Raw genomic sequence first — 24,139 nt, forward strand, 5'->3', positions numbered from 1 at the left:
CCCCTGCCCCCTGCCTCTTACCTCCTGACTCGAAACCACTTAAAATAAAAAAGTCATCTTGTAAAGAATTGTCAGGTTTTTCATGGCAGATCAATTAATTCGTGCGACTGCGGCGGATGGTGGGATTAAAGCTGTAGGTGTGATTAGTACCCGGTTAACAGAAGAAGCTCGACAACGCCATAAACTATCTTATGTGGCAACAGCAGCATTGGGAAGAACTATGGCTGCTGGTTTATTGATGGCTGCCAGTATGAAACGGTCAGGTTCTAGGGTGAATGTTCGCGTTAAGGGCGATGGTCCATTAGGTGGTGTATTGGCAGATGCGGGTTTAGATGGCACTGTTAGGGGTTATGTCGGTAATCCATCTGTGGAGTTGCCACCTAATCATAAGGGTAAACTAGATGTTGGGGGGGCAGTAGGTGCAGGCTTTCTATATGTAGTCCGCGATCTCGGTCATGGTTATCCTTACTCTAGTACAGTAGAACTGGTTTCGGGGGAAATAGGTGATGATGTTGCTCACTACTTGGCAAGTTCCGAACAAACTCCTTCGGCTTTAGTTTTGGGTGTATTTGTGGGAGAACAGGGCGTAACGGCAGCGGGAGGAATTTTAATCCAGGTGTTACCCAAAGCTGCTAGGGATGAGGAGCTAGTGGCGACATTGGAATCACGGGTTGGGGCTTTATCTGGGTTTACTCCATTACTGCAAGCAGGTAAAACACTGACAGAAATTTTTAACGATTTGTTAGGAGATATGGGATTGAACATATTTCCTGAAAGTCAGATGTTACGCTTTCATTGTGGCTGCTCTTTTGATCGGGTGCTAGGGGCGCTGAAAATATTGGGAGAAGCGGAACTACAGGACATGATTGTGAAAGATGATGGTGCAGAAGCTACTTGTGACTTTTGCGGTAATATCTATCAAGCAAGTAGTGATGATTTAACTCAGTTAATTGGAGATATACAAAGAGAATCTTTAATTTCTGGTTAATGTCACCAGTCATACTCAACCCAAAAAACAGTAATGTTAGGGATGGGTTGTTTAGATAGGAAAGTGAGGATAGCAAACATAAAATTATCTATATTGATCTATCTACTTTCATATCGCTATTCAATTAGTGTGGTGTGAGCAATGACAGAGCGGGATATTCCAGATAATTGGTCTTCAGACCAAGCAGGAGAACCAATTGGGGTTCAGCCTAACTACATACAAAATCATCAAACTGCTGATACCGCTGCTATTGGTTCTCATTCTCAGTCTATGAAGCAAAGAAAAAAGCAAGATGGCGATATTTTGGCTATAAATGATAATTCAGAATCTACTTTTAATCTCAATATTCTAATTGAGAAAATGCCGCCCTGGACTAAAAATTGGGTAGTTTGGGCAGCGGGATTAACTTTAATTCCTGGAAGCATGGGTTTTCTAGCTTTATCCATGCTGTTTAAGTTACCTACTGCTCCTAATTGTCCACAAATTTTTTGGCCTTTAGCTAGTGCGTCAGTAAGGCTACACTGCGCTCAGTTGGCGGCTTCTAAGCAAACTATTAATGATTTGCTCCAAGCAATTACTCTGGTTAAACAATTACCAGAAAATCATCCTTTGCGGGGCGAAATTAACCGTCTTTTGGAAGAATGGTCACGGGATGTTCTCAAGTTGGCGGATGAGAGTTTCCAGGCGGGGAATTTGGAGGAAGCGATCGCTACAGCCCGAAAAATTCCTACTGACGTGAAGGTTAGTGAACTAGTAGAAGAGCAAATTCAAAAGTGGCAAAGGATTTGGTCAAAGGCGGAAGGAATTTACCAAGAAGCGGAAAAAGAATTGCGCCAACGACATTGGCAATCAGCTTTTATGCTCACGGCTAGATTGCTACGGGTCAATAATAAATATTGGGCAAGCACTAAATATGATCAATTAAATAACATTATTGTTACGGCACGAGAAGATGGGGATAAACTTTACAAAGCAGAAAATTTAGCAAATAATCGCAATTTAGATAGTTTACTTAAAGCTATTAAATTAGCTGAGACGATTAAACCAGATAGTTATCTGTATCAAAAAGCCCAAGAGTTAATATCTGGGTTTGCTAGAAAAATGCTCAAATTAGCACAGGCTAAAATGAAGGAGCGAAATGCTGATCAAGCATTGGAAATTGCCCGACAAATTCCCTCTATTCCTGAATTGCAAGCTGAAGTTGATGATTTTATGGTTTTGGGTGAAGCCCAAAGAAGTGCTTTTATTGGGACTACGGCTGGGTTAGAAACGGCTATTTCTCAAGCTCAACAAATAGATGCTTCTAGGGATATTTATAATGAAGCACAACAATTAATTGCCCGTTGGCAATTAGAAATTCAAGATGTTTCTCGGTTAGAAAAAGCTCGGAATCTCGCTAGTCAAGGCACTGTTAATGATTTAACAGCAGCGATTTCGGAAGTACAATTAATTCCTGGGAATAATCCCCGGGCTAGAGAAGCCCGTCAAGAAATTGGCCGTTGGCGTAGTCAGGTGGAGACGATTGAAGATAGACCATATCTAGATCGAGCGGAGCAAATAGCTATCAACGAGGATGTTAGCTCATTACAAACAGCGATCGCTGAACTTAATCAAATTCGCTCTGGACGAGCATTATATCCAGAGGCCAACAAAAAGATTAGGCTATGGACAGCCAAAATTGAGCGCATTCAAGATCAACCATACTTAGATCAAGCCAGGGCATTAGCCGACAGTGGTAATTTGACAACGGCTATTAGTGAAGCTCAAAAAATCGCCTCTTCAGGACGCGCTTTATCTGGTGAAGCTCAGTCCTCTATAGATACTTGGCAAGACCAAATTCGCGCCAAAGAAAGTTGGCAAAAAGCCAAGCAAGTTGCAGTTACTGGCACACCAGAAGCTTTACTTCAAGCTATTCAGTTAGCAAATCGGGTATCTAGTCGTAACACTTTGCGTTTAGATGTGAATATTGCCATTGACCAATGGAGTCAACAATTGTTGCAAATAGCACGTTCTCAAAGTGAGGTTGATGTTGTCAAAGCCATTGATACAGCTAAATTGATTCCGCGTGGTAGTGGTGCTTATACTGATGCTCAAGAACAAATTAGAACTTGGCGACAGTTTATGATTCCCAAATCAGCACCCAGTCCTTCTGTAGAATCCACACCGGAGGAAATGCCAGCAGTTCAAGAAAATGAGCCTTTAGCAAGTCCTAATTAGCAGGGGGCAGGGAGCAGGGGGCAGGGGGCAGGGAGCAGGAGGGGGTAAGAATAGTGTCTAATCGTAAAAGTGATAAGTACCTGAATAAAAGGAACTGCACATTTTTTTAATTGACAGAAATTTCTGTATTGCTTTCCTATTACCTATCACCTATTACCTATCACCTATTACCTATTACCTATTACCTGTCACCTGTCACCTGTCACCTGTCACCTGTCACCTGTCACCTATTACCTATCACCCTTCCCCAATTCCTGAGCGCGTTCTTTCGAGGCTTTAACAGCTTCAATGACAGCGGAACGAAAACCAGCTTTTTCCAAGGTGCTGACACCGGCAATAGTTGTACCACCGGGACTGGTAACTTGATCTTTGAGTTCGGCAGGGTGGATTTTGGTTTCTTGTACCAGTTTTGCCGTTCCTAATACTGTTTGTACAGCTAGTTGTTTAGCGATCGCTCTTGGTAAACCCACAGCCACACCCCCATCAGCTAGGGCTTCAATCATCAATGCCACATAAGCCGGTCCACTACCAGATAATCCTGTCACCGCATCCATCAGGCTTTCCGGTACTTCCACAACTTCCCCCACAGCGGTAAAAATCTGCTGTGCTGTTTGTTGGTGATGGGGATGAGTATAAGCACCTAAAGAAATTGCTGTTATTCCTGCACCCACTGTGGCGGGAGTATTGGGCATAGCGCGAATTATGGGAACTTGAGGAAAAGCCGCTTCTAATTGTTTTAATGTCACCCCCGCCAGGATAGAAATAATCAAGGGTGAATGTTCTATTGGTAGGATATCTGCTAATTCTTGGGCTACAGCCGTAAATATTTGGGGTTTGATTGCCAACATCACCGCTGTTTTTGCTTCCCCTAACACTAGGCTATTATCCGTTGTCACAACTACCCCATATTTCTGTTCCAAATAGCTGCGGCGTTCAGCTTGGGGTTCACTGACGATGATTTCTGAGCCTTGATAAATACCACTTGCAATAAGGCGGGATAATAGGGCTTCTCCCATTACCCCACCGCCAATTAAGCCAAATTTTATATTCATTTTCATTAGTCACTAGTGGTCAATTAATTATAAGAACTAATGACTAATTTAACCCTATTGTGCCATCCGAGTGGGTTCATTTCCCCAAGTAGAAGTTGCTGCTGTAGCTGCGGGACGGGCGGGACGGGCTTGGCTGATAGGTACTTCATGTATCAAACCGCCTTGAGTGCTAACTTGCACGCAACTGGGGGTAAACAAGAAGATACTTTCACCAATTCTTTCTTGATGTCCGTCTAAGGCATAAGTACCACCAGCAACAAAGTCAACTGCACGTTGAGCTTGGTCAGGATCCATAATGGTCAAGTTTAATACTACTGATTTGCGCTCCCGGAGGGCTTGAATTGCCTGGGGCATTTCTTCAAATGTGCGAGGTTCGAGAACTAGAACTTCAGAGATTCCATTAATTGCGCCTGGCATACCAATAACGTTACTCATAGGTTTGGATACTGTTGCAGATACTTCTTCTGTGCTGGTAGATGGATTTTCCCGCCACCGCCGATTTGCAGGGGTGGGTTCCTGTGGTGCTGGTTGGGGATTTTCTTGCTGATAAATGTTTTGATAATTATTGGCTGTATCAGCTTCTTCTTCGTAGTATTCGTATTCTACCTGCTCATTCAACCCTACAAAATCCCTGAGTTTGGAAAATATATTACTCATGTTGTACGCTCCCGGATTAAAATTCCCCTAATTTTCCTGGCTATAAGTTACATTAAAGTTCCTTCTAGGCAGTAGTCGTAACTATAGTAGATGTTTGACGTAGTAATTGTACTACTGATTTTACCCTTTAGTACAAATTCCCAATTATCAACAGATACTGATGTTAACGCCTGCACATTAACGAATCTGTAACATTGAGTTAGAATTGTAGCCTAACGATTATTAAAAATAAAGGGGGGTATAACCACCTTTGCAATTAAGAATTACTTATGAGAGTATTATATTTTTTGACAATTATCAATACTTTACTATAAATTCGCAAACGATTGTTAATCATGCTGTTTAGAAGTATGACTACAGCCACATCTAAGCTCGTTGACCAAACAAAATTGTACCTAATCGTACCATCGTTGCTCCTGCTTGCACTGCCAACTGGTAATCACCAGACATACCCATTGATAATTGCTGCATGGTGATATTTGGCCAATTTTGTGATTGGATGGTTTGTGCTAATTCATACGTGGTATTAAATACTGTTAAAATTTCTGCATCCGTCAAACCTTGCGGGGGAATTGTCATCAAACCTTGAATTTGTAGATTTTGACATTGGTTAAGCGCTGCCAAGTCAGCCAATAATTCTGGAACTATCCAACCAGATTTATTTGCGTCGGGGAGAATTTTGACTTGTAAGCATACCTTTGGATTCACTCCCAGTTCTGCCGCTAGGGTATTTAAGCGTTGTGCCAGTGGCAAGTTATCAACGGAGTGAATCCATGAAAATAGTTCTAAGGCTTTTCTGGCCTTATTGGTTTGGAGATGTCCAATCAAGTGCCAGGTAATATCCCCTAGATCTTGCAATTCGGCTTGTTTACTGGCAGCTTCTTGGATGCGACTTTCGGCAAAATCACGAATTCCTGCGGTGTATGCTTCCCGCATTAATTCAGTAGATACTCTTTTCGTAACAGCAACCAACCTCACTGTAGATGGGAGTGAGGCGTGTATGTGAGCGAAGCGATCGCTAATTGAACTACTCATTGGAATGTGCGCTGAAATACACCTTGAAGTTGCTCGTACTCCTGAGAATTACCACTGCGGCGCAAAGTCCGGAGGCGATTTTCCAGCATCATCCTAGCCTCAGTCCGGCCAATTGGCTGAAATTTCAGGACTTTAAGCTCAGTTGTCACCAAAAAAAATAAGCGTTGGGCGTAGAGTGTGGTAAACAGATCCTGGTTCTCATCAACCATACAGATCCTATAGAGTAAACCCCAAGTTGGATGATTTATGTAAGTTTCTGAGTTTTCTGGATTCATTTCCTAGTCAAGGTAGGGAGTATATATGGCCGAGAACGGGGAACAGGCTGGAAAGTCATCAAGGTGGATCAGTTTGATGATAACTGGATGTTTTCATGCAACTGACAACCGGTATAACTTGTTCTGCAATTCACTAACATTCAGAGGATAGTATATCCCTTCCGCCAAATTTTTCGTTGACAGTGCGAAACTAACAATCTTCTTGACAGGGTTTCATGCAAAACAACACCCTTGCGAGTCTGTGATGTTGCACAGGCTTCTTTCCATCCTGCCACAATTCTCTGCCTACGGCGCAAAGATGGACATTTATCCAGCCGGCATATAGTATTTCAGTGGTAAAAGTCTTGTACTGTATGACTTTTGCGGTAATTTTTAGTCAAGTACAATAGATGACATCATTTTAGAGTCAGATCCCTGACTTCTTTAAGAAGTCGGGGATCTTGTTGTTATTCATAACTATTAATTTCCACCTTCAGTTCTTCATGTAGGGATGACATGAGGCTGGCTTTTTCTAATGAGTCAAATTGTTGTTTAGTGACAAAATTTAAGCAACCTCTAACCCGATTTTGCCAGTCACTATAATTTTTAGTATTCCATGATTGAAATACTTCGTCTTGTTTTAATCCTCGCAAATTATGAAACAGATTATTTCTTTCTCTAGATGCAAAATTCTTAAACATTTTTATATCATCACTCAATTTCCAATCCAATAAAACTATTTCCACTAAATCATGAATCCCTTTGTGTTCATATTTATTTTTATCCATATATCTTAATAACCCCTCAACAGCCCGGAAACTATGAAACAATGCTTCCACATAGTTACCTTGCCTTAATCTTATAACTGCTAAATAACCAGCTTCATAACTTGTCCACCACCATTCTTGAGTACGTTTTTTAGCATCTTCATTTATGGCACTTCTAGCTTTTGCAAAATCATCAAAATTAGCACTATTCCAGTAAATAGCCATTGCTAATAGTTCTTTTATTTTCTCTTCTTGTTCAGTTAAAGATTGATTTTTCCAAAGTTCAGTAAATATTTTACCAACACCATCATAATCATATCTATCTAATAATTCTTTTGCTTCTTGTAATTTTAGTCCCTTTAAATAATTTGAGCTAGAAATAGGAATCACCTTTTCTTTTTGATATTCATTGCTGACTAAAAACTCTACTTGTTTTTCAAACTTTGCTAAACTTGCAAACTGAACTGCTGAAGAAATAGCCGGAGTACCTGCTTGATGACTGACGAAAACTTTATTTTGTTTATCGTCTTTTTTCTTCTCTTTCTTATTATTTATATTTGTGATATTTCTCTGGAATAACCTATTAACTAATATTAAACATTTATCCCAGTTGTCTAAACCTTCATCGGGAGAATTAGGTTTTAATTCCAAATATTCAATCTCTCCTTTAAACTTAGGAAACTTTTGTTCAAAATACTTTTCTAAAATTGGTTTTAATGTACAGGTATCTTGCCAATAAGGACATTTAGCATCTTCAATTTCTGAATCAAAAACATTTTCTTGATTAGTTAAAATCAAAATAATCTTATCTACACTCAAATTTTCATCGTCATTTTTAGATTTTAAATATTCTGTAAAACCATCAAGCAGGGGAAAAGATAAATCATCAAAATAATCATCTAATTGATTTTGATATACTATCCCTAATACCCTTGCTGGTAATGTATATCCAGCATCTTGATCATAAATATCAATTTTATTAGCAGATGCAAACTCCCAACATTCCAATTTATCAAGTGCTTGTTCATATAACATTGACCAAGTTTGATCATGCTTGAGGATAACATCACTATTACCAGTTGTCACAATCCAAATACTCATTTTTTACACTCCCCAAACTTTAGTAAATCCACTTTTAGGTAAAAAGGCTAAAAACTCTTGTGTGTTTGTACTTCTATCAGGAAAGATAGTTAATAACTCAATATATTGTCCAACTCGACGTTTAATTTCTCCTTCCGATGTTCTAATATGATGTGGATACATTCGATGGTAAATTCTACCAATATTTCCCATTCCTCCAGTTAATTGAGAACCTTTAATTGATTGATTTTCATGATAATTACCATGAAACCAATCTATGGCTACACTATCATATTCATCTTCTGCTATACGTCCCCAAACTTGTACTTTTTGTGAATGAAAAGATTCACGCCATGAACTAATTTTATCTGTTGGTGTTTTCCCTTTAAATATTAACCAATTATTCACAGATGTTTTCACACTATCAATAATCTTAGTAACATTTTCAATCTTACCAACGGGAAAATAATAGACATTGGACTTATCAATAAATTGCCAATGACATCCAATCATGGGTTTATTTCCAGGTTCTAAATAGTCTGGTAAAAATAGCCTATGATCTACCCTGCGGGATGATTTACCAAAACCACCAATTAGCATGGAAAACTTCAGAATTTGCACCACTAATTTTTTCAATTTATCCTTATATTCCTCTGTAAAATTTTTCATACAAAGAATAGATAAAACGCCTTTTTGTAAATCATAAATTGGCATTTTTACAGTTCTTCTGTATGTAAATTCATTTAGTTCTAAGTCAATAGCATTAAACGCAATACCCAAATCTCCAACTATTGCACCTTTAGCACCTGCAAACCCTCCCCAAAGTTCCTTTGTTAATTCTTCTGCTGTATTTTCATCAGTGACAGCACTAAATAACCGCAATGTATGACCACGTAAGGCAGCCTTAAACATATTAGGGCGAAATTCACCACTTTTATTTATTAATTGTGATGCTAATCCTTGTCCTTGCAAATTAACTGTAATGAGTTTAGTTTCTGAGTGTTTAATAGGTTGACCATAACCAGCACTTACCCTAGAACCAATACCTCTTTCTATAGCTTTATCCCAAATACTCCAAATAGTTTCCCACTCACTATCATCTAGTTCAATAGTGCTAGAAATACCAAAAACTAAAGTCGGTTGATAAAGGGATATTTGCAAAAATGCAGCATGAGAATTACTATTTTTAATTTGCCAATCTTGTTGAGGATGAACCACATCTATTAAGGGTTTCTCTTTCCAACTATGATCTTTGGGAAATGCACCATGAAAACGCAAAATACCTGGTTGTGTTTCATTATTAATTTCACAGCCACAATATCTGATTTTTTGTTCGCGGGTACAATGTCTTAAAAATGCCCCCTTCATACTTGCACCAGGATAATAGGGAAATCCATTAGCAGCAATTACAGGACGGATAAAATCATCATCTTGACCACTATTAGAAAGAAAACGCCAAGTAATTTTATATTCTTTCGTTTTTACTTCATGACTAAATTGGGGTGAATTTTGATCTGTTGCTTCCTTCCATTCATCAACCCATCTTTTAGACTGTTCTGGTTGTTGAATGTATTGAATTTGTCCTCTGCCGCTAATTTGGGCTTGAAACATTAAAGGTACTTCATTACTATTCGGCATCGCTATCACCTGCTTTTTTATAACGTTGAGTCCACCAAACTAAACTGTCACAAAATTGAGTCAAAATCGCTAAACAAATGCGTTGATCTTCAATGTCTAATTCCCATAATCTTGCTGCATAATCTTGTACTTGTCGGGTATTACTTCCATCAACTTGATCATCAGGAAGTTTAATTCCTGCTTGTTTCATAATTTCGACAAAAGTTTTCCAAGTCTCACGCCAATATTTACCTTTTTCGGGTTCTTTAGATAGCAGTCGTAAATGTTCACCCCAAAAACGTTCTAAACCATAAGGTACAGTAGTTCGCATTTTATGAGATTGACCAATTACACCCTTTTTATCCCGATACATGAGGACTAATTTTTGTGCTTTTTGGTCTAAATTATAGGATTTCCAAGTCATTTTTTTATACTCCTTTAAAGGTTAATTCACAGTGACCTAAGCCGATAGATTCTAAACCACCAAGATAAATATCTGTTGTGTTTCCAGTTTTGCAAGGTTGCCATTTTTGATCAGTGGCTTGTTCAGATTTATCTTCTCTGATAGCAATAGGAAATACTAAAATAGTTCCTTCAGGTAATGCTTCGGTATTAAAAAAACCACCACCATCAACTACTTTTTGATCTGGTTTTAATCGCACACGACTTTGACGATATAAAGCCATATCATGAATCATCCCAATATCAGCATTATCTACTATTACTGCTGGTTGTTCTTTGAGGTCAGGAAACCAAGGTGATAAGTCTTTAGTTTTGCTAATTTCTAAAAAACCTAAATTAAAAAAGATGGTTTTTTTACCTCCTGTTGCTTGTTTAGCTACAAGATTAGTTGAACCTGTATAAGGATCAGGAATTTGGATGTCTTTGAGAAATTTAGGTTTACCATCTACTTGAACTTGAACACTATCACCAGCAATTCTTTTATAACGTTGCAATAAACGGGGACAGCTTACCCAGACTATCGGTTGACCGGGACAAAAAACGGGAATCCAAATAATAGAAGCATACTCAAATTTAACAATTGATTCGTTATTTTTGTCATCATCTGCACCGTTACCATACCAATAATTTGCGTCATCTTCTCCTTGAGAATTACGCGTTTCTGAACGCAAACGACCACGAATGGAACTACCAGGAATAATCCCAGTTTGGGTAAATTGGTCGCGGAAAATTAAGTTTAAATTACCGCTTTCTTCTCCTGCTGTTGCACCTACATGAAGTGGTGCTAAGGTTTCAATAATGCCGTAGGCTTTTTTGTACATTTTAGTTAACTCCTTGAATTTCTACTGGTAAACACAAACCACAACCGACTTTTTTGAGACTGTAACCTTCTTTGGGAAACCATGTTTCGTCCCATTCCCACCAAGGTTTATTAATGGGTTCTTTGAGAACGTAAACACTACCCGCAGGAACAGCGTAACGTCCTCTTCCTAATGTTCCTTGGGAACGATAACGATAGGGAACTGGTTTATCAGTTAACATCTGCATAGTTTCAGGAAAATTATTATGGTGAGGTTGACGGTGAGATATTCGATTAGAACCCCAAATCCCTGGTGTAATTAAAGCGAAAGATTTGCCAATTTTTTGATTTAAAATATCTATGATTCTTAAGTTAAGTTTGTCACAGGATATTTCGACAATATGATTTTCACCTCCAAACTTATACCAACCATTTTCAATGGGATAGTTTGATAAATAAACTAAACAAACATCATCGGGAATTTGTACAGAGTTTTCTAAAAATAGTCCATTAGCATCTTCTGTACATCGTTGAGTTGTTTGAATTTTGGGATGAAGAAAAGAAACGAATTTCCAAGGATTATCAGCAATTTTATCAGGTTTATTCTTGGGTTTATTCAGTTCTTGTGCTGCTGTTTCCCAAGATGTAATAGTTTGCCAACGATAATCAGGTTCTAACTTTTCTAGATTTTTATCTAAGTACCATTCATTGTTTTTGATTTCCCATTCTCTCGTACCTTTTTTGGCTATAATTTTATGCCAAGGTATGGGAACGAAAAAATTTTGTTTGTTATTTAATTTTGCCCAAAATGGACCGGTGACATAAAGATTATCTCTCAATATTTCTTGAGAATATTCTTTATTGATCTTGTTAATACTAAACATTAAACCTGCTAATGTAGCAGCATCGGGGGGAAATTTAGCACCAGAACGACCGACTAAATTCTCTGGTGATAAAAACGCCCCAGCACTTCCATACATCAACCCTAAAGGGTCAATGCTAATTAGGTATTTGAACATAAATGCCAACCTACTTTAACTAAATCTGTAATCCAATTTACGATAGATTTTGAGCGATCAATTTCATCGCTATCATCACTAAAACCAGCTAGTTTTTTTGCTAGTTCATTCTTTTTATCATTTATATTTTTTCCATCCTTTATATCGGTGATTAACTTCTGACCTTCACCGGGAAAGTAAAGCTCAAAAAATTGCAAAGCTGTTTGTTTAACAATACGTGCTTCATCGGCATTTTCAATATCAAATACTCGACGGGATTCTAAATGTGCTAAGTCTTGATAAATGTGACTCCAATTTGACTGTTTTTCCCTATCTTGATACTTGATTAAAATATCCAAATAATCCCAGGGACAAGTCCACTGCACATATTGACCACTATTAAAAACCACCCGAATAGTAACTCTATCTCGTCCTAAAGATTTGGCTACTTTCTCCGCTTCTCGACAATGTTGTAAAACGTCTCGTTGGGGTACACTACCTCCAACCCAAACAAAACCGACACTAACAGTAATATCCTGTTTATGTTCCTCCCATTTCTTTTTTAAAGTTAGTAACCATTCATAAGCAACAAAACCTGATATTTTTTGATGAGGTTTTTTGGAAAAATCTGGATTATAAATTATGCCAAGAAAATCATCTCCTCCTGCATAAACTATTCTTCCTAATTTTTCAGGAAATACATTATTTTTTTGTGGATCTTCTATAGTAATAGCATTAGCTATACTGCCTAATTTCTTTGGAAAACTATCATAAAATTCTTCACCCCATTTTCTGATTGCATCACTAAATTGGTGAATTTTATCATTACCATTGTCTTTTTTAGCTAAATCTTTTAAATGATCTCCAACTTTATCACCATCTCCCATAAACCAACCTGTCCATTGTCCAGGTATATTCTTACTAGGATCTGGTTTTCTATCAATTTCTTGAAAACCTTTGAGTTGTTCTAACTTTTCATCTTTTGATTTGTCTTTACTGATTAAGTTGGCTATTTCTGGTAAGGTAACTAGCCTTTTTACTAATTCAGGAATACTCAATTTTTCATTAGGTGCAATAAATTTACCTTCTGGTTCTTGATAATCTGGACAATTATCTAATTTTCGCGCTAATTTTGTATAAAATTCCTTGATTTTATCATCTTCTAAACCATAATTTAAGGTTTTAGGATTTCGGTTTACTGCACCCAAACCCGGAAATGCAATTCCATCAGTACCCGTCAAGCTAGAACTCTCACCAATCCAATTTACAGCACTCCAATCACGGCATAATTTACGGGTTTCTAAATCATCCATTGCTGCTTGGATACTGTGGCCACTTCCTTGAAATATTTCCCAAGTGTGGACTCCCCAAAGTGTCCATTCCCGGTTCCAGTGATATTGATATTCAGGTAATTTATTCTCTGTCCAAGTTCGACAAACTTTTAATATGTCCTTCCATCCAGAAAGTAAAATTTCTTCTACTTTGTCTTTGCTAACATCCCCTTTAATCAAAATGCGGTTAGGCATTCCTTTTTGTAAATTAGGTATTGCTGGAGAAATTAATGTTAATCCTTCAGTGTTTTCAACATACAAAACTAGCTGCTGACTCAGATAAGAGAGAATCAGAGATGCACCATATAAGTCTCGAAGTTTACGCGATTTCTCGATAAACCCTTGAACTGGGGCAAAAGTAACAGCCGTGTATTCATTCATGTAGCTGTATCTCCTTTATACGCTTGATTTTAACAATACACGCTTTTTATTTAACTTTTTAACCATGAAAATACTTTGTAACAATTACTTGTTATCTAACTGTAGATTTCGTGTTAATCGCTAAATTAAAGGGTCAGAAATGCTGATTTATTTACAAAGTCAACAATATATTAAGAAAATTGTCTATATTTGTGACTATGTAAAGGTGAGCAGATTTACGTTGTGGTTTTATCTTATCAGTAAAAAACTGGATGTAAGCCACTGTTCATGCGAATGACGAAATTTACTGGGGCAATGTGGTAATAAATTCGTGATTCGCTTGAAAACACTAGACTTTCAGCTTTATTAAATGCAGACAATACTCAATAAGACTTATTGAGTATTGAAAAAAATGTCCACCCCTTCCATCTGTCACACCCTAATCGGTGTCCCTGGTAGTGGGAAATCTACTTTCGCTACGTAGTACATTAACTCTATCCCTGCTGTAGTGATTGAAATGGTCTCCACTAACCATGTGGAGGAGCATAATTGGATTAATAAAATTCGTCAATCGCATCACAAACAGACGATTTCCTACTCTTCCCCAACAATAATAAAAACAAATAAGAATAAACCCATTTTGTCCGATTGCACGCACAACAGAGGGAATTCGCAATGCATCTACCTGAATTATTTCCCCACTTCTTCATCCTCCAGCGATTAGTGGATGGTTCGCTTAATCAGAGCCAAAACCTAATTACAGCAATGCGACGCTGGGTTTTAATCAACTGGTTTTATGGAGAAGCAAGCCAAAATTGCCAGTGCGATCGCTATAGTGGTATAACCTTCAATCAATGGACTGAATACTTTTTTGATCAAGATATGTTGTCTCTGCAAGCATCATTTAACTCGGGACATCCCCTTGGCCGTTTGTTAGAGAAAAACGACGAAATATTTAAACCCCATCATCTCCTTTGTCCCTGTTACAAAACGACTGTTGATTGGTTACGATTTTATAATATTAATATTGATGAGTGGCTAGAAGACTTACAAAAATATATTTATATATCGCCACAAACAGCTACTAAAGTAATTCGCCATCGGCTATTTGCTAAGGTGAGAAAAAGTCTACAGGCGGATATCAATGCTTTGATCACCAAAGGATGTCTAAAATGTGAAACATCCCTATTTCAAAAACAAAATATTATCTATCGAGTAGATAAATTACCCGATTGGTTGTGTACCAAAGTTGCTAAAAAGCCAATAGATTCGAGTGGAGTTTTTCCCGAATTGAATCCTACTGAAATGGCAGATTTAGCCCAAGCTTTGGATATGTTGAGTTTTCTCGACCCCAAATTAGCACCAATTGCCGATAAAATTTCTGAGGAAGTTTACGGAACTCGGCGGATATTTCTGCACGTAGATTATATTTTATCTGAAGATAACCAGCTTAATACTGATAATTTACAAGAGCAATTACAAGAAAATTGGCAAAGTCGGGAAATTAAACCAATATTTTTAAACTATGGTAGCGCTCATTATGGTGATCAAAAATGTCTGGTTTATCCGGTGTGTATTTATTACCTACAAAGGGCAAAATATCTTTGTGGTTATGGGTTAAATCCTCAAGGTGATGTAAATTGGTACATTTATCGTTTGGAACGGATTAAATCATTCACATTGGTGGATTGGTCAAATCAAACTATTCCCCCACAACTATTAGATAAATATCTCAATAATCAACTACCAGAACCAGATGATGTAGAAAAAGAAATCAGCACTGCTTGGGGATTTGAAATAAATAAACCTCCGCGCTTAATGTTGCTGAGATTTAACTATGATTATCACCAACGCTACATCCAAAATACCTTTCGTCATAACACCTTTACTTGTATAAAATCACCTGCCAAACTAGCACAAATAATTCATCACTATACAAGTAATCCCCAGGAAGAAAAATTATTAAATAGTATTATAAAAAAATATCCTGATGATGCTTATTACAGTGTCATCTATCGCGCCAATGATAATAATATCATTATGCGTTTGCTTGCTTGGGGTGCTAATGTTGAGGTGTTATTACCGATGGAATTACGAAAACATATTGCCAATAATATTCGCCAAGCCTATACATTTTACGAATGCTATGGCAATCCTAATTGAGTTGCGAAAAAACACGGAATCTCAGATCCCCGATTTTTTAAAGAAGTCGGGGATCTCGCCTCTCGTACCCCTATGTTTTAATATAAAATCCTCGTCTTAAGGCTTCAATTCGTTTATGAATTGGTGGATGGGTATATTTTAACCAATGAAAAACCCCGGTTTCTTCTTTCATTTCCACTCGTATCCATAAAGTTGACATCTCTTGACGGTTCTTTTTTGGTGGTTGGAAGGGAAGTTTATCCAAGGTTGCGAGCGCTGATACAATTGCGTCAACACTGGTGAGTCTTGCAGCCACAGCATCGGCATGATATTCTCGCCAACGACTGTGCCAAAAGGTCAGTAATGTTACTAAAAGTTGGGTTATTGATGGTAATAACATTAATACCAGCCAAATTACAACACCAATAAAAAAGCCGGTTGCGTGTTGCCAATTTCCTAACAAACCGTAGATTAAACCGGCAATTAACATTAATAAAGCTGCAAATCTACCTAGATACCAAACAACCAACAGCATGGGTGTAAAAAGAGTCATCATTACCCCACCCCAAGTTGCAGAAAGTAAGGTTTTTGCCATTGTATCTAGGTTAGCAATATGACCGATTTCATGAGCCATAACCGCAGCTATTTCTTCCTGAGTTAAATTTTGAATTAAACCTGTAGTTGCCACTACCATTGAATAGGAACGAGTAGCACCAACTGCATAAGCATTGGGATTATCATCACACAATTCAATTCCCACGACAGGAGTTTTGGGGATATTTTCAGCGATCGCAATATCTCTAACTGTGTTACATAACCATCTTTCTGTGTCTGAATACAGCCCTTTTTCATCTACTAAAAAGGGATTAATCACCCGAATCTTTCTTTGATTGATGTAAGTAGGAACTGCGGAAAAGTATCGGTAACTTGTAGTGACAACCCAATAAAGACTAGGGAACCCAATACAAATCAAGAAAAACAACCCCAGAACAAAATTTAATGCCCCCTTTTGAAATAACAGTAAACCGTAATAACTCGCACACAAACCATAAATCAAAACTGCCAAACAAAATAGCGACATAATCGCAATTACGGCTAAATTACCGCCAGCATTTTTAAATCTCATCCCTTGACTCCTTTCAGATAAATTACAGCCAGGTAATTCTCGATGCTGTAACTTATCATCCCTATGGAAACCCGCGTTTCCAAGCAGAAACTAAACTAAAATCTGGATTTTATCAATCAAAAATTCCAAATCCAATTGGTTTTATGGAAAGAATAATCAGTGAATTTCTGGCTTTGCACAATTTTCAACGCGCTTGGGAAAAAGTTGCAGAAAAACGCGGCTGTGCGGGTATTGATAGAGAAACAATTGATGATTTTGCTCGCAATCAAGCATTGAATATCTATGAATTACGCAATACAGTTGCCAATGGTAGCTATAAACCTCTACCTTGCAAACAAGTTGTCATACCCAAACGTAATGGTAATGTACGAGAATTAAAAATACCAACAGTACGCGATCGCATTGTTCAACAAGCGTTATTAAATGTATTTTATCCCGTCTTGGAGGTAAAATTTTCGAGTGCGAGTTTTGCCTATCGTCCCAATTTATCCTATTTGAATGCAGTGGAAAAAATCGCCGATTTGCGCGATGAAGGTTATGTTTGGGTATTCGATGCTGATATCGTCAAATTTTTCGATAATATCGAACATTCCCGCTTATTACAACAAATTAGACTACATCTCGATCATCCGGGTATTTTATGTTTGATTAAATCTTGGGTATCGGTGGGTGTACAAACCGATGCGGGTTTAATTTTATCTCAAAAAGGTATTCCTCAAGGTGCAGTCATTTCACCAATTTTAGCTAATATTTACCTGCACGAGTTTGATGAAATGATCACGGACAGTAATTTACAACTTGTGCGTTATGCTGATGATTTTGTGGTTTTAGCGCGTACCGAAGCAGAAATTTTGGCAGCTAAAGCAGAAATTATCAATTTATTAGCTGGGATGGGTTTAGAGATACATCCTGAAAAAACTAGAATTACTAATTTTGAGCATGGATTCTGTTTTCTCGGTCATGGATTTATAGATAATGCGATTTTTCCCATTGATACCAACCGCACCAAATCTACAAATAACTCAGTTTCTCAAGCACAATCAAAGCAACGTAAAAAAAAACTCCTCCGCGCCAATTAGCACCGCAAATTGAGGGGTTGCAGTTAGATATAGAAACAAACCAAGAACTAGAAATTTTAGAACAAGAACAACAACATCAAGTTGCATTTCTCCATCAACCTTATTTAGGGGAGACAGATATCACTACAGACAGGGAAATTATCTCTGATGATGGTGATGATAAAAATAGTCCTTTACAAAAGAATATTTGGAATCAGGAAATGGCTGCAATTTATCTGCTCGAACAAGGAACAAGTATCTATAAAGACCACCTCCGGTTTATTATTCATGTCAGCGAAAAACCAAAACTGGAAATACCAATTCGTGAGGTCGAACAAATCATGATTTTTGGCAATATCCAACTTTCTACACCAGTAATTAATGCTTGTTTAAAAGAAAAAATTGGTGTACTGTTTCTCAATCAATTGGGTCAATATCACGGACATTTAGCCAGTGAAGAATCTACAAATATAGACAATCATCTCACCCAAATGCGGCGACGCGATGATAATTATTTTCAATTTCAAGTATCAAGGGCAATCGTTTATGGAAAATTAACTAACTCTAAACAGCTATTAATGCGCTTTAATCGCAAGCGCAAAATAGCAGCAGTAGATCAGGCAATATATGGCATCAGCAAAGATATTGAATCTTTAGAATTAGTTGATAATTTAGATTCTTTACGCGGTTATGAAGGCATTACAGCCGCAAGATATTTTCCTGCTTTTGGACAGTTAATTACTAACCCCAATTTTCAATTTTCTCTCCGCAATCGTCAACCACCTACAGACCCGATCAATTCTCTCTTAAGTTTTGGTTATACGCTGTTATTGAATAATGTCATGAGTTTTATTGTGGCTGAAGGACTTTCGCCATATATCGGTAATTTTCACTATGGAGAAAGACAAAAATCCTATTTGGCTTTTGATTTAATGGAGGAATTTCGGTCTGTTATCGTTGATAGTTTGGTTTTAAAAATTATTAACAATTCTGTGTTTAAAACCCAAGGTTTTGACATTTTAGATAGTACAGGAGGAGTATATCTCAATCAATCAGCACGGCGGATTTTTCTGCAAAAATTTGAAGCTAGAATGAATGAGGAAACATCCCATCCTGATTTACAATCTCAGGTTACATACCGTCATGCAATTCAATTACAAGTCAGAAGATATAAACGCTGTTTATTATCAGGCATTCCATATACAGCGTTTTTAAGACCTGCATAATTTGTGTTAAAATTAATTAAAAATCGCTGATTTTCCAGAAAAATACTGTAGGGGTTTAGCATTGCTAAACCCTATAACGGAACTTAAAAACAAAAATTTCAATATTGTTTGTTAAATAGTATTATATGGCGGTTATTGGTTGAGTGAAATACAAGAACCCCACCCCCAACCCCCTCCCGCAACCAAGGAGGGGGCTTATGACTGTATCTCATTCAAGTGCATACCGCTTTATTACCTGTAAACTAAGTTATGGTTTTATTAATTCATACTTTCTATTGAGCTAAATGCTAGTCGTTGTTGTGTATGATATTCCTGATGATAAAAGGCGCACGAAGTTATCCAATTTTCTAGAAGGTTATGGGCGAAGAGTTCAGTTTTCTGTGTTTGAGTGTTTTTTGAGTTTGGAGGAAATGCGACAACTTTATATAAATGTGAGAAAGTTAGTTAAACCGGCGGAGGATAGTGTGCGGTTTTATTGGATATCCCAAGAAGCTGTTGAGAGGGTGTTAATAATCGGTGGTGAAGCACCCCAACCACCCCCAAACTATTATGTCATCTAGGTTTGAGGCTTTTTTAGGAGGTTTTGTATCATGACTATCTACACACCTCAGCAAATCGCCGAAACCCCTATTCTTTCGTTGAGGTGTGTCGATGGCTTGCTGTGTAAGGGTTTGAGGTATGTGTTTGATTAATTTTTCGGCTGGGTGTACAATCTTTTTTAGAGGTGTGTCGATTTGCGGTCTGAAACCCTTACTGGGTCAGGGCTGCTAGACGAACTCTTTCCCGATTACTTCAAATCGGAATTAATGGAAACGCTTCCCATTCTTCCGGGATTAAATGGGTGCGATCACCCCTTTCCCGATTACTTCAAATCGGAATTAATGGAAACCAAAGAACCTTAAACGGAAAAACAGAAACCTGTCACCCTTTCCCGATTACTTCAAATCGGAATTAATGGAAACCGTGTTCTCTTATTGAACCTCATTTCTACTGATATGTTCTTTCCCGATTACTTCAAATCGGAATTAATGGAAACGGTAACTTCTTGATTGTTCTCCGTAAAATCTTGGCAGATTCTTTCCCGATTACTTCAAATCGGAATTAATGGAAACTCTGGAGGGAAGTAAAGACGTCTATAGGCATTTTCCTTTCCCGATTACTTCAAATCGGAATTAATGGAAACGATGCCGATTCGCCTGGATCCACGCCCGTACCGCACTTTCCCGATTACTTCAAATCGGAATTAATGGAAACTTTCCTGCCCGTCTCGGGACTGGAACCCCCCGCATCTTACTTTCCCGATTACTTCAAATCGGAATTAATGGAAACTTGTAGCTATTGTTTTTTGATTCCACCTTGGAACTAGAACTTTCCCGATTACTTCAAATCGGAATTAATGGAAACGCTCTGGGGTGAGCGCACCCGCAGAAGCAGTTTGATAACTTTCCCGATTACTTCAAATCGGAATTAATGGAAACTCGTGGTTTTCAGCGATCCGGGCAGCGGTGCCCCTTTCCCGATTACTTCAAATCGGAATTAATGGAAACATAAAATTCTTCTTAGACATGATAAAGTCCTCAAATACTTTCCCGATTACTTCAAATCGGAATTAATGGAAACTCCTCCTGGGACTAAAAACTAAACAAAATAACCGACTTTCCCGATTACTTCAAATCGGAATTAATGGAAACGTTCAACAGCAATCTCATCTAAGTTAGCTACAGGTCTTTCCCGATTACTTCAAATCGGAATTAATGGAAACTTTCCATACAAAGTTAACTCTGCTTTTTGGTTAGCAGGCTTTCCCGATTACTTCAAATCGGAATTAATGGAAACGATTGTTGTGCCGCCTCCGCAGTCTGTGCAGGGTGTGGCGGTTCTTTCCCGATTACTTCAAATCGGAATTAATGGAAACGGGGGAGATCTCCGGTAGCGATCTTAGCCATTAAGAGGCTTTCCCGATTACTTCAAATCGGAATTAATGGAAACATACTGAGGTTTTGCTTTCCGCATTGAGGGTCGCAGCCCTCCTTTCCCGATTACTTCAAATCGGAATTAATGGAAACATAGTTTTGTGCACACAAAACTATCTCTGATACAACATCAATCTTTCCCGATTACTTCAAATCGGAATTAATGGAAACTGTGCGTACCGGTGGTTACCGGGTTGCTTTCTGCGTACCTTTCCCGATTACTTCAAATCGGAATTAATGGAAACAATCAGAAACTCCGGCTCAGGATGCCCAATTTTTGTTTCTCCTTTCCCGATTACTTCAAATCGGAATTAATGGAAACACAATAACCCCGCCTTGGCGGAGTACGACAACCACCTTTCCCGATTACTTCAAATCGGAATTAATGGAAACTATCATCACGCGCGTTGTCTGGCGAGATAATGGCACCGCTTTCCCGATTACTTCAAATCGGAATTAATGGAAACGTTTTTTAATCAGATAGAAAACAGCATCACGCTCGCTTTCCCGATTACTTCAAATCGGAATTAATGGAAACTCTGTGGGGCAGGGTAGCAAATCACCGCAACCTTCCGCCTTTCCCGATTACTTCAAATCGGAATTAATGGAAACTTTTGCTTTCCGCATTGAGGGTCGCAGCCTTCACTAACTTTCCCGATTACTTCAAATCGGAATTAATGGAAACTGGGTGGGATTTGCGCTTGCGTCAGACTTAGAATCACCCTTTCCCGATTACTTCAAATCGGAATTAATGGAAACTCGCAGAGGGGCGGACCTCGTACTGATTAGTTTGCTGCAACTTTCCCGATTACTTCAAATCGGAATTAATGGAAACCTTTCTCAACGCTAGGAATGTTTAAGTTTAAACCCTCTTTCCCGATTACTTCAAATCGGAATTAATGGAAACGACTGGATCGTCGGGGTAAAAAATCCATTGACTTTGCAGGTCTTTCCCGATTACTTCAAATCGGAATTAATGGAAACAAGCCGCCTACGCGGCAGGACCGCAGGGAGTATCCCTTTCCCGATTACTTCAAATCGGAATTAATGGAAACCAGGGGTCTTGACAAGATAGCCAGAGTAATCGGCACTCTTTCCCGATTACTTCAAATCGGAATTAATGGAAACCGTTGTTTTACCTGCCCCAAAGGGGCCGCAGAAGCAGACCACTTTCCCGATTACTTCAAATCGGAATTAATGGAAACGGTCTTTTGCACATATTTTCTTTTTTTCAAGATAATCTTTCCCGATTACTTCAAATCGGAATTAATGGAAACACTCTAGCTTGGAGCTGGAATTTGACTGGGCATCCGCTTTCCCGATTACTTCAAATCGGAATTAATGGAAACACGGGCTACCCCCCACCACCGACGGGGGCGGGGGAAACTTTCCCGATTACTTCAAATCGGAATTAATGGAAACCCTATTAGTTATAACGTCAGTTTCGTTTATCTTTTTTCCCTTTCCCGATTACTTCAAATCGGAATTAATGGAAACGTCAGAGGTTGCTGTAGGGCGAACCTCTTGGTTGTAGCTTTCCCGATTACTTCAAATCGGAATTAATGGAAACATTTATGTTGACACCGAAACCTGCGACGCCAACTCCACTTTCCCGATTACTTCAAATCGGAATTAATGGAAACTAGATGGAGTACGAGAGCTGGTTGTGTTCGTGGTAGCGTCCTTTCCCGATTACTTCAAATCGGAATTAATGGAAACACCAGAGATACCAACAACAAACTTAGCTAATTCAGGAATCTTTCCCGATTACTTCAAATCGGAATTAATGGAAACTAACAGGTCGTCACAGACTTCAGCTTGTGCTGGGTTCGCCTTTCCCGATTACTTCAAATCGGAATTAATGGAAACGTTCCCGGATGATCTCGATGGATTTTTCAGCTCCATCCTTTCCCGATTACTTCAAATCGGAATTAATGGAAACGGGGTAGATGGCACTCGGGTTCCGTTGCTATTTGCGGTCTTTCCCGATTACTTCAAATCGGAATTAATGGAAACTCGGGAGGTGGAATTGGAGTTTGCGTCCGCCCTTTCCCGATTACTTCAAATCGGAATTAATGGAAACGGTGTTGTTTCTGCTGCTACGGCCCCTGCCTCTATTCTTTCCCGATTACTTCAAATCGGAATTAATGGAAACCATGATAAAGTCCTCCTTGGACTAAATAATTTTCTAAACTTTCCCGATTACTTCAAATCGGAATTAATGGAAACAGCAGGAGCTGCGGAAAAACCAAAAACAATAACAGCTCTTTCCCGATTACTTCAAATCGGAATTAATGGAAACTCTCTAGGGATATGCCAGAAGCGTAGCAAAATGAAGGCTTTCCCGATTACTTCAAATCGGAATTAATGGAAACCGGGGTTGTCGATTTCAATGTCAAAGCCGCCTACCTTTCCCGATTACTTCAAATCGGAATTAATGGAAACGTGTGGACAGTTTGATACAACCCACTCCGCATCAACTTTCCCGATTACTTCAAATCGGAATTAATGGAAACTTGATAAGATGGAACATCAGCATCACCCCGAGGGTGAGTGATGCTTTCCCGATTACTTCAAATCGGAATTAATGGAAACGGAATATTACTGGTTTCATACACGTTTCCACCGGTGTTCTTTCCCGATTACTTCAAATCGGAATTAATGGAAACTGGATTTAAAAGGAAATAAAGCCCTGCGTTCTCTTGACTTTCCCGATTACTTCAAATCGGAATTAATGGAAACTTACAATCAGGTTGACTAGAATTTAGTTGATTCAAGAAACTTTCCCGATTACTTCAAATCGGAATTAATGGAAACGTTATGTCTAACATATTGCTGAAGGCGTTTAAAAGACTTTCCCGATTACTTCAAATCGGAATTAATGGAAACGGTTGAATCCCCACCTCGCGAGGTGGCATTGGCGTCTTTCCCGATTACTTCAAATCGGAATTAATGGAAACGTCATTGGGGCAGGGCAACCCGTCATCACATGCTTTC

The 24,139-nt window shown here is 38.5% G+C and carries 17 protein-coding genes and 1 CRISPR repeat array; of the genes, 6 read left to right on the forward strand and 11 right to left on the reverse strand.

Translation table 11 applies throughout. The features are described 5' to 3' along the window. Positions 1–82 precede the first annotated feature (82 nt). The gene (hslO, locus tag PN471_RS00675) at positions 83–988 is read left to right on the forward strand and encodes an Hsp33 family molecular chaperone HslO (RefSeq protein WP_193895614.1); all 906 of its coding nucleotides are present in this window, start codon (positions 83–85) and stop codon (positions 986–988) included. A 141-nt stretch (positions 989–1,129) separates the two neighbouring features. Beyond that, the gene (locus PN471_RS00680; protein WP_271775254.1) at positions 1,130–3,205 is read left to right on the forward strand and encodes a chromosome segregation ATPase; all 2,076 of its coding nucleotides are present in this window, start codon (positions 1,130–1,132) and stop codon (positions 3,203–3,205) included. 230 nt (positions 3,206–3,435) lie between these two features. Here the strand turns inward: PN471_RS00680 and proC are convergent, their stop codons facing one another. The 10 genes from proC to PN471_RS00730 form a co-directional block, all read right to left on the reverse strand. Further along, entirely contained in the window at positions 3,436–4,257 is an 822-nt protein-coding gene (gene proC, locus PN471_RS00685; protein ID WP_271775266.1) for a pyrroline-5-carboxylate reductase, read from the reverse strand. A gap of 54 nt (positions 4,258–4,311) precedes the next feature. Continuing rightward, positions 4,312–4,914: a cell division protein SepF gene (locus tag PN471_RS00690; protein ID WP_193895620.1), complete on the reverse strand. Its 603-nt coding sequence runs from the start codon at positions 4,912–4,914 to the stop codon at positions 4,312–4,314. Positions 4,915–5,280: 366 nt separating this feature from the next. Then, positions 5,281–5,949, reverse strand: a complete 669-nt coding sequence (locus tag PN471_RS00695) for a YggS family pyridoxal phosphate-dependent enzyme (RefSeq protein ID WP_271775255.1) — start codon at positions 5,947–5,949, stop codon at positions 5,281–5,283. Continuing rightward, positions 5,946–6,224 (reverse strand): transcriptional coactivator PipX, encoded by a 279-nt coding sequence (gene pipX, locus PN471_RS00700; protein ID WP_027402694.1) that lies wholly within the window; start codon positions 6,222–6,224, stop codon positions 5,946–5,948. The genes PN471_RS00695 and pipX overlap by 4 nt, the downstream gene beginning before the upstream one ends. 446 nt (positions 6,225–6,670) lie before the next feature. Next, entirely contained in the window at positions 6,671–8,071 is a 1,401-nt protein-coding gene (locus PN471_RS00705) for a hypothetical protein (RefSeq protein WP_271775256.1), read from the reverse strand. Between the two features lie 3 nt (positions 8,072–8,074). Next, complete coding sequence (locus PN471_RS00710; RefSeq protein ID WP_271775257.1) at positions 8,075–9,688, reverse strand: hypothetical protein; 1,614 nt, start codon at positions 9,686–9,688, stop codon at positions 8,075–8,077. Further along, positions 9,678–10,091, reverse strand: a complete 414-nt coding sequence (locus PN471_RS00715; RefSeq protein ID WP_271775258.1) for a hypothetical protein — start codon at positions 10,089–10,091, stop codon at positions 9,678–9,680. Before PN471_RS00715 ends, PN471_RS00710 begins: the two co-directional genes overlap by 11 nt. A 4-nt stretch (positions 10,092–10,095) precedes the next feature. Further along, on the reverse strand, positions 10,096–10,950 hold the full coding sequence (gene cmr4 / locus PN471_RS00720; protein WP_271775259.1) for a type III-B CRISPR module RAMP protein Cmr4: 855 nt from the start codon (positions 10,948–10,950) through the stop codon (positions 10,096–10,098). A gap of 1 nt (position 10,951) precedes the next feature. Beyond that, on the reverse strand, positions 10,952–11,947 hold the full coding sequence (locus tag PN471_RS00725; RefSeq protein ID WP_271775260.1) for a type III-B CRISPR module-associated Cmr3 family protein: 996 nt from the start codon (positions 11,945–11,947) through the stop codon (positions 10,952–10,954). Beyond that, positions 11,932–13,638: a Cas10/Cmr2 second palm domain-containing protein gene (locus PN471_RS00730; protein ID WP_271775261.1), complete on the reverse strand. Its 1,707-nt coding sequence runs from the start codon at positions 13,636–13,638 to the stop codon at positions 11,932–11,934. Before PN471_RS00730 ends, PN471_RS00725 begins: the two co-directional genes overlap by 16 nt. Before the next feature lie 654 nt (positions 13,639–14,292). Between PN471_RS00730 and PN471_RS00735 the strand changes: the two genes are divergently transcribed. Beyond that, entirely contained in the window at positions 14,293–15,780 is a 1,488-nt protein-coding gene (locus PN471_RS00735) for a TIGR03985 family CRISPR-associated protein (RefSeq protein WP_271775262.1), read from the forward strand. Between the two features lie 70 nt (positions 15,781–15,850). Here the strand turns inward: PN471_RS00735 and PN471_RS00740 are convergent, their stop codons facing one another. Further along, positions 15,851–16,885, reverse strand: a complete 1,035-nt coding sequence (locus tag PN471_RS00740) for a M48 family metallopeptidase (protein ID WP_271775263.1) — start codon at positions 16,883–16,885, stop codon at positions 15,851–15,853. Positions 16,886–17,028: 143 nt separating this feature from the next. Between PN471_RS00740 and PN471_RS00745 the strand changes: the two genes are divergently transcribed. From PN471_RS00745 to cas2, 3 genes are all read left to right on the forward strand, one after another. Continuing rightward, positions 17,029–17,964: a reverse transcriptase domain-containing protein gene (locus tag PN471_RS00745; protein ID WP_271775264.1), complete on the forward strand. Its 936-nt coding sequence runs from the start codon at positions 17,029–17,031 to the stop codon at positions 17,962–17,964. Between the two features lie 17 nt (positions 17,965–17,981). Further along, complete coding sequence (gene cas1 / locus PN471_RS00750) at positions 17,982–19,169, forward strand: CRISPR-associated endonuclease Cas1 (RefSeq protein ID WP_271775265.1); 1,188 nt, start codon at positions 17,982–17,984, stop codon at positions 19,167–19,169. 284 nt (positions 19,170–19,453) lie between these two features. Next, on the forward strand, positions 19,454–19,729 hold the full coding sequence (gene cas2, locus PN471_RS00755) for a CRISPR-associated endonuclease Cas2 (protein WP_039202338.1): 276 nt from the start codon (positions 19,454–19,456) through the stop codon (positions 19,727–19,729). A gap of 218 nt (positions 19,730–19,947) precedes the next feature. Beyond that, positions 19,948–24,102: a CRISPR direct-repeat array (repeat unit 36 nt; unit sequence CTTTCCCGATTACTTCAAATCGGAATTAATGGAAAC). Positions 24,103–24,139 lie beyond the last annotated feature (37 nt).

Origin of the sequence: Aphanizomenon sp. CS-733/32, from assembly GCF_028330045.1 — a bacterium.
GTDB classification, from domain to species: domain Bacteria; phylum Cyanobacteriota; class Cyanobacteriia; order Cyanobacteriales; family Nostocaceae; genus Dolichospermum; species Dolichospermum gracile.

Excerpts from the sequence above, each read along its gene's own strand:
- pipX (WP_027402694.1), bottom strand. The coding sequence starts at position 6,224 with ATGAATCCAGAAAACTCAGAAACTTACATAAATCATCCAACTTGGGGT.
- PN471_RS00735 (WP_271775262.1), top strand. The coding sequence starts at position 14,293 with ATGCATCTACCTGAATTATTTCCCCACTTCTTCATCCTCCAGCGATTA.
- PN471_RS00730 (WP_271775261.1), bottom strand. The coding sequence starts at position 13,638 with ATGAATGAATACACGGCTGTTACTTTTGCCCCAGTTCAAGGGTTTATC.
- PN471_RS00690 (WP_193895620.1), bottom strand. The coding sequence starts at position 4,914 with ATGAGTAATATATTTTCCAAACTCAGGGATTTTGTAGGGTTGAATGAG.
- proC (WP_271775266.1), bottom strand. The coding sequence starts at position 4,257 with ATGAATATAAAATTTGGCTTAATTGGCGGTGGGGTAATGGGAGAAGCC.
- cmr4 (WP_271775259.1), bottom strand. The coding sequence starts at position 10,950 with ATGTACAAAAAAGCCTACGGCATTATTGAAACCTTAGCACCACTTCAT.
- PN471_RS00680 (WP_271775254.1), top strand. The coding sequence starts at position 1,130 with ATGACAGAGCGGGATATTCCAGATAATTGGTCTTCAGACCAAGCAGGA.
- PN471_RS00705 (WP_271775256.1), bottom strand. The coding sequence starts at position 8,071 with ATGAGTATTTGGATTGTGACAACTGGTAATAGTGATGTTATCCTCAAG.
- PN471_RS00740 (WP_271775263.1), bottom strand. The coding sequence starts at position 16,885 with ATGAGATTTAAAAATGCTGGCGGTAATTTAGCCGTAATTGCGATTATG.
- cas2 (WP_039202338.1), top strand. The coding sequence starts at position 19,454 with ATGCTAGTCGTTGTTGTGTATGATATTCCTGATGATAAAAGGCGCACG.
- PN471_RS00715 (WP_271775258.1), bottom strand. The coding sequence starts at position 10,091 with ATGACTTGGAAATCCTATAATTTAGACCAAAAAGCACAAAAATTAGTC.
- hslO (WP_193895614.1), top strand. The coding sequence starts at position 83 with ATGGCAGATCAATTAATTCGTGCGACTGCGGCGGATGGTGGGATTAAA.
- PN471_RS00745 (WP_271775264.1), top strand. The coding sequence starts at position 17,029 with ATGGAAAGAATAATCAGTGAATTTCTGGCTTTGCACAATTTTCAACGC.
- PN471_RS00695 (WP_271775255.1), bottom strand. The coding sequence starts at position 5,949 with ATGAGTAGTTCAATTAGCGATCGCTTCGCTCACATACACGCCTCACTC.
- PN471_RS00725 (WP_271775260.1), bottom strand. The coding sequence starts at position 11,947 with ATGTTCAAATACCTAATTAGCATTGACCCTTTAGGGTTGATGTATGGA.
- PN471_RS00710 (WP_271775257.1), bottom strand. The coding sequence starts at position 9,688 with ATGCCGAATAGTAATGAAGTACCTTTAATGTTTCAAGCCCAAATTAGC.